Source organism: Neomicrococcus aestuarii (assembly GCF_014201135.1).
Taxonomy (GTDB): Bacteria; Actinomycetota; Actinomycetes; order Actinomycetales; family Micrococcaceae; genus Neomicrococcus; species Neomicrococcus aestuarii.
The window spans coordinates 2,752,579-2,764,412 of the sequence record NZ_JACHDR010000001.1; the positions used below are offsets into that span (position 1 = coordinate 2,752,579).

Annotated in this window: 12 protein-coding genes, 1 other RNA gene and 1 other annotated feature; of the genes, 7 read left to right on the plus strand and 6 right to left on the minus strand. The window is 58.3% G+C overall.

All coding sequences use genetic code 11. From position 1 onward, the window contains the following. Window position 1 precedes the first annotated feature (1 nt). From HD598_RS12595 to ssrA, 6 genes are all read left to right on the plus strand, one after another. Window positions 2–649 (plus strand): CoA transferase subunit B, encoded by a 648-nt coding sequence (locus tag HD598_RS12595; protein WP_183666319.1) that lies wholly within the window; start codon window positions 2–4, stop codon window positions 647–649. A gap of 173 nt (window positions 650–822) precedes the next feature. Continuing rightward, window positions 823–1,626, plus strand: a complete 804-nt coding sequence (gene ftsE, locus HD598_RS12600; protein WP_183666320.1) for a cell division ATP-binding protein FtsE — start codon at window positions 823–825, stop codon at window positions 1,624–1,626. After that, window positions 1,623–2,537 (plus strand): permease-like cell division protein FtsX, encoded by a 915-nt coding sequence (gene ftsX, locus HD598_RS12605; protein WP_071893303.1) that lies wholly within the window; start codon window positions 1,623–1,625, stop codon window positions 2,535–2,537. Before ftsE ends, ftsX begins: the two co-directional genes overlap by 4 nt. Before the next feature lie 88 nt (window positions 2,538–2,625). Continuing rightward, complete coding sequence (locus HD598_RS12610; RefSeq protein WP_183666323.1) at window positions 2,626–4,128, plus strand: peptidoglycan DD-metalloendopeptidase family protein; 1,503 nt, start codon at window positions 2,626–2,628, stop codon at window positions 4,126–4,128. A 147-nt stretch (window positions 4,129–4,275) separates the two neighbouring features. Beyond that, window positions 4,276–4,758 carry an SsrA-binding protein SmpB gene (smpB, locus tag HD598_RS12615; RefSeq protein ID WP_071893304.1) on the plus strand — a complete coding sequence of 161 codons (483 nt, stop codon included), beginning with the start codon at window positions 4,276–4,278 and terminating at the stop codon, window positions 4,756–4,758. Window positions 4,759–4,897: 139 nt separating this feature from the next. Beyond that, window positions 4,898–5,283: a transfer-messenger RNA gene (gene ssrA, locus HD598_RS12620) on the plus strand. Between the two features lie 242 nt (window positions 5,284–5,525). On the opposite strand, the gene HD598_RS12625 is transcribed toward ssrA, so the two are convergent. Next, window positions 5,526–6,793 (minus strand): IS3 family transposase gene (locus HD598_RS12625; RefSeq protein WP_183666325.1). Its coding sequence is split into 2 segments (ribosomal slippage): window positions 5,526–6,505 and window positions 6,505–6,793, totalling 1,269 coding nucleotides; the frame shifts between segments, so codons are not numbered across the junction. Further along, window positions 6,375–6,506, minus strand: a sequence feature (AL1L pseudoknot). It overlaps the preceding gene by 132 nt. A 107-nt stretch (window positions 6,794–6,900) precedes the next feature. On the opposite strand from HD598_RS12625, the gene HD598_RS12630 reads away from it, so the two are divergent. Beyond that, window positions 6,901–8,289 carry a short-chain fatty acid transporter gene (locus tag HD598_RS12630; protein WP_221244644.1) on the plus strand — a complete coding sequence of 463 codons (1,389 nt, stop codon included), beginning with the start codon at window positions 6,901–6,903 and terminating at the stop codon, window positions 8,287–8,289. A gap of 111 nt (window positions 8,290–8,400) precedes the next feature. On the opposite strand, the gene HD598_RS12635 is transcribed toward HD598_RS12630, so the two are convergent. Genes HD598_RS12635 through HD598_RS12655 form a run of 5 tightly spaced genes read right to left on the minus strand, consistent with a single transcriptional unit; the run spans window position 8,401 to window position 11,829 of the window. After that, a complete protein-coding gene (locus HD598_RS12635) occupies window positions 8,401–8,799 on the minus strand; it encodes a fluoride efflux transporter FluC (protein ID WP_183666327.1) in 399 nt (132 codons plus the stop codon). Further along, complete coding sequence (locus HD598_RS12640) at window positions 8,796–9,260, minus strand: FluC/FEX family fluoride channel (RefSeq protein ID WP_183666329.1); 465 nt, start codon at window positions 9,258–9,260, stop codon at window positions 8,796–8,798. The genes HD598_RS12635 and HD598_RS12640 overlap by 4 nt, the downstream gene beginning before the upstream one ends. A gap of 19 nt (window positions 9,261–9,279) precedes the next feature. Next, window positions 9,280–10,137: a metal ABC transporter permease gene (locus tag HD598_RS12645; protein ID WP_183666331.1), complete on the minus strand. Its 858-nt coding sequence runs from the start codon at window positions 10,135–10,137 to the stop codon at window positions 9,280–9,282. After that, entirely contained in the window at window positions 10,137–10,910 is a 774-nt protein-coding gene (locus HD598_RS12650; protein ID WP_183666333.1) for a metal ABC transporter ATP-binding protein, read from the minus strand. Before HD598_RS12650 ends, HD598_RS12645 begins: the two co-directional genes overlap by 1 nt. After that, window positions 10,900–11,829, minus strand: coding sequence for a metal ABC transporter solute-binding protein, Zn/Mn family (locus HD598_RS12655; protein WP_311539038.1), 930 nt, complete (start codon window positions 11,827–11,829; stop codon window positions 10,900–10,902). Before HD598_RS12655 ends, HD598_RS12650 begins: the two co-directional genes overlap by 11 nt. Window positions 11,830–11,834: the final 5 nt, after the last annotated feature.

An 11,834-nucleotide genomic window follows, 5' to 3' on the forward strand; every position in this document is an offset into this window, starting at 1 on the left:
CATGGCGTTGACGAGAGAAGAAATGGCCGCCCGCGCAGCTCGCGAGCTTCAGGATGGTGCTTACGTCAACCTTGGAATTGGCTTGCCGACCATGGTTCCCAATTACATTCCAGAGGACCGAACCGTTGTCTTGCAGTCTGAGAACGGAATTCTTGGAGTGGGGCCGTACCCCACAGAGAACGAGATCGACCCCGACCTCATCAATGCCGGCAAGGAAACCGTCACCGTTAAGCCCGGGGCGAGCTTCTTCGATTCAGCCACGAGCTTTGCGATGATTCGCGGCGGAAAGATCGACGCAGCGATTCTGGGCTCCATGCAGGTGTCCGCTGGCGGAGACATCGCCAACTGGATGATCCCCGGAAAAATGGTCAAGGGTCCCGGCGGGGCCATGGACTTGGTCCACGGTGCCGACCGCGTGATTGTGCTCATGGAACACGTCGCCAAGGACGGATCACCGAAAGTGGTCAATGAATGCTCGCTTCCGCTGACGGGTAAAGGCGTGGTGGATCGGATCATCACCGATCTTGCAGTCATCGACGTGACGGATCAGGGCCTCGTCTTGGTGGAGACCGCGCCGGGTGTGACTGTCGAGGAAGTTCAGGAAGCCACTGAACCCACCTTGATCATTCACGAGTCGTTACTCCCGTAGGAGGTCTTCCGCAGGAGCGTTCTTGAGGGAGCGTTCCTGCGACACACCACGCTGCGTTCGGGGGTCTTGAGGAGTAAGCGGGCTACGGTTTTAGTGCCGGTGTTTCAGCTTTCCCCAGCCAAGACCCGCAATCATGGCCGCTCACCGGTGGCCCACGTGGGCGAGATTGAGCGATGATTCGCTTCGAAGACGTATCAAAAACCTATGCCCGAGGACATCAGGCCGCTCTCAACGATGTCAACGTTGAGATTGACCGTGGCGACTTCACCTTCTTGGTGGGCGCCTCAGGCTCCGGTAAGTCCACCTTCTTGCGCCTCATTTTGCGAGAAGAGCTGGCTACCCATGGGCAGGTTTACGTCGCCGGAACATCGCTATCCACTATTTCTCAAAACGGGCTGCCGCGTTACCGTCGCAGCATTGGCATTGTCTTCCAGGATTTCCGTCTCTTGCCCAACAAGGACGTCTTCGCCAATGTTGCTTTCGCTATGCAGGTGATCGGCCGTAACCGTGCCACGATTCGCGAGACCGTCCCAAACGTTCTCGAGATGGTGGGGCTTGAGGGAAAAGCCAAGCGCATGCCTCACGAACTCTCTGGCGGCGAGCAGCAACGAGTAGCGATCGCGCGAGCCATCGTGAACAAGCCCAGCATCTTGCTAGCCGACGAACCCACCGGCAACCTGGATCCCGCAACGAGCGTGGGGATCATGAACATCATGGACCGTATCAATCAGAACGGGACCACCGTGGTGATGGCCACACACGATCACGAAATCGTGAACTCCATGCGCCGCCGCGTGATCGAGCTCCGTCATGGCACGGTTGCTCGAGACGAGCGCGCGGGCGAATACACCTCATTGATTCCAGTAGTTCGCCCAGATGGATCTCGTGAATTGCGTGCGGCTGACATGAAAGCCACCAAGCCTTCGGATACTTCCGGATTCATCCCTGCTTTTGACTCCGAGGGGGATGAACTCTGATGCTTGCCTTTTTGATAGGGGAGACCCTCACCGGTATTCGCCGCAACCTCTCGATGTTCGTCTCCGTGATCCTAGTGACCTTCGTGTCGCTCTCATTTGTGGGAGCGGCCGGACTGTTGCAGATGCAGATCAACCAGATGAAGGGTTTCTGGTACGACCGCGTTCAGGTAGCTGTGTTCCTTTGCTCCGATTCGTACGCAAGTTCAACCTGCGTTTCCGGTGCCATCACAGATTCCCAGCGGGACGATATTCGGACGATGCTCGATTCACCGGAAGTGAAGAGCTACGTGGAGAGCTACGAGTACGAGTCCAAAGATCAAGCTCTTCAGCACTTCCAAGAACAATTCCAAAACTCGCCGATCGTCGATACCGTCACGGCCGACCAGCTTCCTGAGTCTTTCCGCCTCAAGCTGGTGGACCCGGAGAAGTATGAAGTTGTCGACGAACTGTTCTCCTCGATGCCGGGCGTGGAGTTGGTTGTTGATCAGCGAGAGCTTCTGGAACAGATCTTCTCCGTCATCAACATGGCCTCCCTCGCAGCTCTTGCCGTTGCAGTGGTGATGATCGTCTGCGCGGTCTTGCTGGTGGCAACCACCATTCGAATGTCCGCTTTTAGTCGCCGTCGGGAAACCGGAATCATGCGACTTGTGGGAGCGTCCAAAACGGTCATCCAATTGCCGTTCTTGCTCGAGGGCGTCATCGCCGCAGCAATCGGTGGGCTGCTGGCCTCTGGTGTTCTCTGGGCCGTCGTGAAGTTCGTTGTTGAAGGACAACTAGCCGTTGAATATCCGGACACCGCTTTTGTGGGCGTTCGCGAGCTACTTTTGGTGGCGCCATTTCTCGTAATCCTCGGAATTGCGCTGGCTGCGGTGTCATCCATGTTAACGTTGAGGCGGTACTTGAAGGTTTAGTTGTTCCCCCTCTAAGCATTCACGTGCACCGTTTCTTGTGCGGTTGCAGCCCTACCTACTTCCCATCGGTCCGACCGAAAGGCACACTGTGACAACACCCTCGCGAGCGCTGAGGCTCTCGAAGGCGGTTATCGCCGGAAGCTTCGCTGCGCTTTTAACGGTTGGACTCGTGACTCCCGGCGCAAACGCTGATGAACTCGATGACCGCAAGGATCAGATCGAGCAGAACATCTCTTCGCTCGAGGAGGATCTTGAGTACCTCGATGGAAATATCCAAGCAACGGCGAAGAAGCTCAAGGAATATCAAGATCAGCTTCCAGGCGCGCAAGCAGAACTGAAAGCCGCCGAGGGTCGTGTCTCTCAAGCAACCGGTGAGGTCGATTCTTTGCGCCAGCGCGTGAGCGCTGCCGAATCCTCACTAGATGAGCTCTCTGCGGAGATGGAAAACGATGACGCGGAGAGTGAAGAGTCCAAGAAGCTCATCGGTGAGATCGCCACTCGCGCGTACCAGCGCGGCGGCGTTTCTGGAAACCTAGGATTCTTAGTAGGCGGTGCCCGTACCGAAAGCCTCGGCAGCGGAATCGAGTTGGCCGATCACGCAATGCGCAGCCAGAATGCCATCGTGGAGCAGCTCAGCCAAAAGCGTGCAGCACAGGAAAACGCCGCAAAGCGACTTGAAGCAGTCGAGGCGGAGATCAAGGACCTCAAGTCTCAGGCTGACGCCGCACTGGTCCGCGAACAGCAAGCGCGCGATGCAGCGTTGTCCTCGAAAGAGAAGGTTGATTCGCTCATTTCCGGGGCCGAACAACTCAGCGCCAAGCTTGCAGCCGAACGGCCAAAGGTTCAGAGCCGCCTGCAAGCACAGCAGGACGAGCATGACCAAGTCATCAAGGACATTGCCGCGCGCCAAGAGCAGCTTCGTAAAGAAGCCGAAGAGCGCCGCCAGAAGGCGTTAGAAGCTAAGCGCAAAGCCGAAGCCGAAGCCAAACGAAAAGCCGCAATCGCCGCCGAGAAAGCACGGCAGGCCGAAGCAGCACGCCAGGCGCAAGCAGCCGACGCAGCTCGAAAAGCCGAAGCCGCCGCGGCAGCCCAACGAGAAGCTGACGCGGCCGCCGCTGCGGAAGCAGAAGCAAACGCAGCCGAACAAGAGCAAAGCTCGCAGACGTCGTCGTGGGGTCTCAGTGTTCCCGTGTCTGGCGGATACATCACCTCCAACTTCGGCTGGCGTGCCACTCCTGAAGGAACCATCGATTACAGCGGCACCGGAGGCTACTTGCACGCTGGAGTGGACTGGGGCTTCGGTGGCACGTGTGGTGCACCGGTTTATGCTTCGGCCGCCGGCGAAGTCTGGGTAGCTGGTTGGGGCGGAAGCTCCGGCAACAAGGTCACCCTCAGCCACGGCGTCATGAATGGAAGCGCTCTGGCCACCAACTATCACCACCTCTCGGCCGTGAACGTCAGCGCGGGACAGACTGTCCAACGCGGAGACATCATTGGCTACGTGGGCACCACCGGAAACTCCACCGGCTGCCACCTCCACTTCGAGACAGTCTTCAACGGTGAATTAGTTGATCCGCTGACGCTTCTCTAAAGGATTTTTCAGAGCAAGGCGTCTCGGCAAGTCGCGTCGACGAATAGATGTTCCACAACTGATTGAGAATCCCGAATGGACGCGCGTTCCTCGGGCACGTAAACTGGAGAGCTGCGTGTCGCGCAACTGACAAAGGAGGAACGTGCCATGGCAAAACAAAAAGAAGAACGTGTCATCGCCACGAACCGTAAGGCGCGCCATGACTACCTCATCTTGGACACCTTCGAAGCGGGAATGGTGCTTACTGGCACCGAAGTAAAATCCCTGCGTGAAGGCAAGGCGTCACTCGTGGACGGCTTCGGCCAGTTCTACCGTGACGAACTGTATATGGAAGCCGTTTATATCCCGGAGTATCTCAACGGGTCGTGGACGAACCATACTGCGCGTCGTCGTCGTAAGCTCCTTCTTCACCGTGACGAGCTCATTCGCATCTCACGCAAGCTCGAAGAATCCGGCAATACCATTGTGCCGCTCCAGCTGTACTTCAAGGACGGCCGGGCAAAGCTGGAAATCGCGATTGCCAAGGGTAAGAAGGACTACGACAAGCGTCAGACCCTTCGCGAAAAGCAGGACAACCGCGAGGCACAGCGCGCTATGCGCCAGCGTAACCGCGGCCAAGATGTGGACTAGTCCACAACCATTTTTTAGGCAGTCCTTTAGCTTCGACCTTCCCTTGGGAATGTTTTCGGCAGAGGTTGCGTTATAGTAGGAGTCCGCTCTTGAAAGAGGGCGGCGTTGATCCCAGCAATGGGAATTGACAACTGAACATGGGGATGATCGGTTTCGACGATGTGAGTTGAGACAGGTGAAGCGGGCCGAGGATGCAGGGTTATCTCGTAAACGCTCTCTGTAAACCAATAAGTGCCGAATCTAAGCGCACTGACTTCGCTCTCGCTGCCTAAGCAGCCAGACGGTCCGTTAGCCCGAGTTTGCTATTGACCCGGAATCTAACGTCATTTAGATAGCCACTGCTGAACGTTCTTGTCGCTGGAACGTTCGGGACTTTTAGGCGACTGTGCCCAGGGGAACCGCAAGGTCGAACTGCTTGTTTGTAAGACAGTTCATGGGGCAGAGAAATTTCCAGCGCAAACTGCGCCCGGAGAAGCCCTGACAAAGCCACATCGGACGCGGGTTCAATTCCCGCCATCTCCACGAACGAAGGCCACTAGCTCACGCTGGTGGCCTTTTTTCATGCAATTTTCCTTAGATGACAAGGGAAAATAGATTAGCGCGAGAAAGTTCCAGAGGACGCCTGGATGGACACGTAAGTGCATCTACAAGCAAATCTCAGGCTCAAAGTTGTACTAAAAGTGTCATGAAAGTTTCACGGTTCGCGTCGTAAATCGACCGCGGTTATACCCTGTTATGAACCGGCCTGGGTTTCGTAGAGAGCCGTGTTACGCAGCAGCGGGCTCGCTGCTGTCCCGTGGTTCATCGTAATACAACGCTTCGTACTCCACCGGCGGCAGGTCCCCGATACTCGAATGCAGTCTCTGAGTGTTGAACCAGCTCACCCACGCAGCGGTGGCCTGCTCGACCTGCTGCCAGGACTCCCAGAGCTTTTGTTCGTGCCAAATCACCTCGGCTTTGAACAGTCCGATCGTGGACTCCATCAACGCGTTATCCAGCGCATCACCGATCGTGCCGATCGAACCGGTGATGCCCGCCGCGGCCAGTTGCTCGGTGAATGCCAGAGCTGTGTACTGGCTGCCGGCGTCACTGTGATGCAAAAGCCCCTGCGTGGTGAACTCGCTGTTCGTCCTACGCCGGATGAATAACGATTGTTCCAAGGCCGATTGCACCAAAAGGCTGGTCTTGGTTCTCATCACCGGCCACCCGAGAATCCGACGCGAGAAGACATCGGTAATAAAGCTGACATAGCAAAAACCCTGGGGTGTCCACACATAGGTGAAGTCCGCCACCCACCATTGATCCGGTCGCGTGGGCCAGTTCCATCGGCGTTGGACGTGGTCCGGATGCCGCAGGCCCTGCGGATCCTGGCGGGTCGTGACCGTGGTGCGTTTCCCACGCCGGATCCCGGTGATGCCCAGCAGCTTCATCAGCCGTTCGACCTGATCCCGGCCTGCCTCGATACCGGCACGCAGCGCTGCTTTCCACAGCTTCCTGCGCCCATACAGACGGCGGTTAGCCGCCCAGAGGTCGTAGATGCTGTTGGCCAGGTACGCGTCGGTCAGGTCGTGGTCGCTGGGACCGAATCCGCGGGCCTGATGGGCATAGAAAGTGGACGGGGCAATCGTGATGCCCTGCTCGCGCAGGGCATCACAGATCGGCTCGACCCCGAACCGGTGCTGGTACTCGCGAATGTAGGCGATTACTGTCCGAGTTTGCGGTCGAGCTCCGCTGCCGCGAAAAAAGCTGACGCGGTCTTCAGGATCTCGTTCGCCCGCCGCAGTTGAGCGTTCTCGCGCCGCAAGCGCGCCACTTCTTCGTTGGCCGGCTCTTGACTGGCTGACGCCGCAGGGGTGAGGCCCTCGCCTTGCTCTCGACGGATCCAGTTGCGCAAGGTGCCGAGATTAATACCCAGCAACTCACCGATCTCTTGGCGCGCCCGGGTCTGTGCGATGTTTCCCTGCTCCAGGCGTTCTTGGTAGAGGCGGACCGCTCGGGCCTGGGACTCGGCGTCGTATTTGCGTGGTGCTGGCATGATTCCTATTCTCCGTGTTAGATCATGCTCTCCCGCAAACCCAGGCCGGTTCATTATGTGCTTCTGGCCATTTAGCCCACATCACATCACATTTTGAAGGATTTTCTGTGAGTCAAAACAAACTTGAAGAAACCTCGTCGGCGACGACGCACGCGGGGTTCATGCAAAAGACGTCGGGGTTCTTTACTGAACTCATGCGCAAGTATTTGCCGGATCCATTTGTCTTCGCGATTGGCTTGACCATCCTGACGCTGATTCTGGCGGTGCTGATCCAGCACCAGAACCCGCTGGATGCCATCGCCAACTGGGGTGAAGGCTTCTGGGATCTGCTGGCGTTCACCACCCAGATGGCAGTCATCCTTGCTGCTGGCTTCGTTCTTGCTAACTCGCCGGTGGTTGACCGCCTCTTGGACAAGATTGTGTCCAACGTTCACACGCCGAAGATGGCTGTCATTGTCGCCACGCTTGTTGGCGGAGTTGGCTCTTACCTGAACTGGGGATTCGGGTTGGTTATCGGTGGCGTGGTCGCCAAGAAGCTAGCCATGAATATTTCTGGCGTTCACTATCCGCTCATCATTGCTAGCGCCTACTCGGGCTTCACGATGTACGGCTTGGGCCTTTCGGCAACCATCCCGTTGACCATCGCAACCCCGGGACACCCGTTGGAAAGCAGCATGGGCGTCATCGGTCTGGATCAGACCATCTTCTCCCTTCCCATGATCTTGACCGCCATCGCTGTCATGGTCTCGCTGCCGCTCATCAACGCGTCCCTGCACCCGAAGCCCGGACAGCCGGTCCGTGAGATCTCCATCGAGCACACGCGAGTGACAGAGGCAAAGGTTGACGTTGAAGAATTCAGCGAGAACACCTTCGCGAACAAGCTGAACAACTCGCGTTGGCTTTCGATGATCATTGGCGCCATCGGTGTCATCTACGCTGTGGTGCACCTGTTCCGCGGCGGCCGAGTTGATTTGAACTTGATCAACTTCATCATCTTGTTCCTCGGCATCATCCTGATGGGCACGCCGATCAACTACGTCAACATGCTCAACGAGGGCATCAAGACGGTCTCCGGCATCATTCTCCAGTTCCCGTTCTACGCCGGCATCTTGGCGATTATGGCGGGCTCCGGATTGGTCATGACCATCTCTAGCTGGTTCGTGAACATCTCCACTCCGGAGACGCTTCCGTTCTGGGGAATCCTGAGCTCGTGGCTCTTGAACTTCTTTGCACCGTCGGGTGGCGGACACTGGATTATTCAGGGTCCGTTCATGATTGAGGCCGCCAACGCTCTGGGCGCTTCTATGCCGCAGACCGCCATGAGCGTGATGCTGGGCAACGCGTGGAATGACTTGGTTCAGCCGTTCTGGATTCTGCCCGCTTTGGCACTGTCCAAGCTCAAGCTCAAGGACATCATGGGTTACACCGTCATCATGATGTTCTGGGTTGGTTTGATCTACTGCGCAGCAATCTTGCTGTGGGGATACTTGGGCTAGGTTCAAAACCTCTGAGGCTCACAGGGGTGAGCCGGAAGCGAGGGAGCGGCCGTTTCGACGGTTGGCTCCCTCGCTTCGTTTTAATGATTTCCGGACGGCACGCAGACACAATTAGGCCGCAGGATTGCCGCCGAGCAACAATCCCAACCACGCGGCAGAAACACCCAGCACAAGATGCAGAAGCAGGCTCCACAGGGCAACGCGCACCGTCTTCTTTGCCCGAAGATGATTCGCACTAGTGACAGCCAACGTGCTCATGGTGGTCAGACCGCCGGCCAGCCCTGTTGCGAGGACCAGGCCCCATTCGCTATGCCCCCACTGGGCAGTAGCAACACCGCACACGAACGAACCAACTACGTTGACCAGCAGCAACGCCCACGGGAACACAGCCACGAACGAGTGCTCGGTCTGTGCCACCCGATGCGACAACAGCACATCAACGGCCCAACGCAGTAGCGACCCAACGCTACCCGCGAGAGCGACCAGGCCGGCGAGCATCCAAAGATTCACGAGGCCACTCCTCTGTCTTGCTCGAGGTCTTGTTGCGTATTGGCGATCCGGCGGACCAACCAGCTCCCGACAAGCGCCAACAGGATGCCCACCACGATGGACGCTATAACAGCCAGCCACGTGAGGAGATGGGCGGCAGGTACCGCCAGAAGCACCATGACCCCGGAGAACGTGGTGAAGGACCCCACGACGCCCGTGCCCCAGAAGGCGTAGTCCCGTGGGCTCAATCGGTTCTCTCGCCGTAACGCGAAGATCGTCCCCAGTAAGAAACAACCAACGCAGTTGATAGCTATCAGAATCCAGAGCGGATCGCCCAGAAAGCCCAGACAGTAGCGCGCGAGCGTTCCGAGGAAACCGCCGGCCAGTACCCACGGGATTTCTCCACTACGACGACGCAGCTCGGCCCAGCCGTGAGCGGCTGGTTGCGCTGGGGTCGGGCGAGGCGACGCGGGAGTAGGCACAGGCGAAGTGCCAGGGCTGCTAGGCGGCATGCGTCTTTCGCAAACGCCACTGCGGAATGATGCCGCCACGAGGGGAGAACAAGTAAGCGAAAGCGAAGAAGACCGCTTGAGCGAGGACCACGGACGCGCCGGTGGCGAGGTCGAAGTAGTAACTCGCGTACACGCCAACAATGGTTGAGGCGAGCCCCAAAACCACCGAGATCACGAGCATCTTGGAGAAGGAACGGGTGAGCAAGACGGCGGTGGCTCCGGGGATGATGAGCATAGCAACCACCAAGATGGTGCCCATCGCCTGAAGCGAGGCCACCACGGTGAGGGCCAGCAGCCCGAGGAGGAGAGCGTGCAATGCTTTCGCGTTAAGGCCGAGTGCGTGGGCGTGCACGCGGTCAAAGGCCAGCAGCACCAGGTCCTTGCGCTTGAGAAGCAGGATCACCAAGGTGATGGCTCCCAGAATCAGGACTTGAGCCAGCTCACCGGGGCCGGTGCCCAAGACGTTGCCGAAGAGGATGTGCGTGAGGTCCACTTGGCTGGGGGTGCGGGAGACAATAACAATGCCGAGCGCAAAGAGCGCGGTGAAGACTACGCCAGTGGCGGCATCCGACTTGAGTCGGCTGGAATCCCTCAGGCCGCCAATCAGGAACACTGCGAGCATCGCGAACACCAGCGCGCCAATGGCAAACGGCACTCCGAAGATAAAGGACAAGGCAACGCCAGGAAGGACCGCGTGAGAGACGGCGTCGCCCATGAGAGCCCAGCCCATCAGCACTAACCAGCAGGAGAGCACACCACAGACCACTGCAGCGGCGAGCGTGACGAGCGTGGCGTTCACCATGAAGCCGTACGCAAAGGGCTCCGTCAACCAGTTCAGCAGTTCCATTACTCTTTGATCCTGCTTCCGAAAGCTTGCTCGATGTTCTCGATAGTGAGTACCGCGGCTGGATCGCCGGCCGCCACCACGCGACGCTGCAGGAGCACCGCGGAGCTGCACAACTTGGGGACACCGGCGAGGTCGTGGGTGGAAATCAGCACGGTGCGGCCAGAGGCGGCGTAGTCGCGCAACAGGTCTGAAATCAGACGCTCAGAGGAGACATCAACACCGGCGAATGGCTCATCCAGAAGTAGTAGCTGGCAATCCTGCGCCAAACCTCGAGCAACGAAGGCGCGCTTGCGCTGGCCGCCGGATAGTTCACCAATTTGCCGATGCTGCAGGTCGGTGAGATCCACTCGTTCCAGGGCTTCGTCCACCGCACGACGATCGGCCGCGGTGACTTGTCGGATGAAGTTCATGTGCCCGTAGCGGCCCATCATGACCACTTCGCGAACGCTGAGTGGGAAGTCCCAATCCACAGCCTCAGACTGCGGCACGTAGCTCAAGAGCCCTAAGCGTCGCGCTTCAAGAGAGGTATGACCGAACACCTGGACGGTTCCGGAGAGGGGAGTGACCAGACCCATGATGGATTTGAACAGGGTGGACTTGCCGCTACCGTTCACACCCACCAATCCGCACAGCTCCCCGCGGGGCAGCTCAAAGTCCACGCCGCTGAGAGCCACATTTTGGCCGTAGTGGACAGATAAGTCCGCGATCTCGATGGCAAGAGGATGGGACTCCGCAGCTGATCGGGCTGCGGTACCGGTACGTCTACGAAGCATGGAGTCCCTTTGCTATTTGATCCACGGTGTATCGAACCAAACTGAGATAGTCCGGAACAGGGCCATCGGCGGCTGACAGCGAATCCACGTACAGTACGCCGCCCCACGACGCCCCGGTTTCCGCGGCAACGCGCTCTTGCGGTCCGAACGGGACGGTGGATTCACAGAAGACGGTAGGAATCTGGTGCTCACGAACGAAAGAGATCTGTTCGCGAATCTGCCGCGGGCTGCCCTCGGACTCCGAATTCACGGGCCACAAGTAGTGCTCGCCGATCCCCAAGTCTCGCGCGAGATAGGAGAACGCCCCTTCACACGTCACGAGAGCAGCGGTGGTTCCACCCTCCAAACGATCGCGCGCGGTGTCCAGGATTTCATCGAGTTCAGCGTCCAACTTTTGGGCGTTCTCCGCGAAGTATGTGGCGTCTTCGGGGGAGAGCTCACTCAAAGCAGCGAGCGCATTCTTGACGTACACCTTCGCTTGAGAAGGGGCAATCCAGGCGTGCGGATTTGATTGGCCTGCGTAGCCGCCCACCGTAATGGGGATCGGCTCGATGCCTTCAGATAGCACCACGCGCGGCGCATCGATTGCTCGCACAAAGCGCTCAAACCACGTCTCAAGCCCCAGGCCATTGTTGAGCAACAGATCAGCATCGGCGATGCGCTTCAAATCGCTGGGCGTGGGCTCGTAGCCGTGAATCTCGGCGCCGGGCTTCGTAATCGATTCCACCCGCACTCGATCCCCGCCGATCTGCCGCACCAAATCAGCGAGCACGCTGAACGTGGTGACCACGACGGGACGCGAGTCTGCGGCACTAACGGAAGCTGCGTCGTCGTCCGGGGAAGTTGCAGGAGTGCAGGCAGAGAGCGCACAAGCAAGTACGACGACGCTGGCTAGCGTTCGCAGGGATCTGCGGGACACGCTAG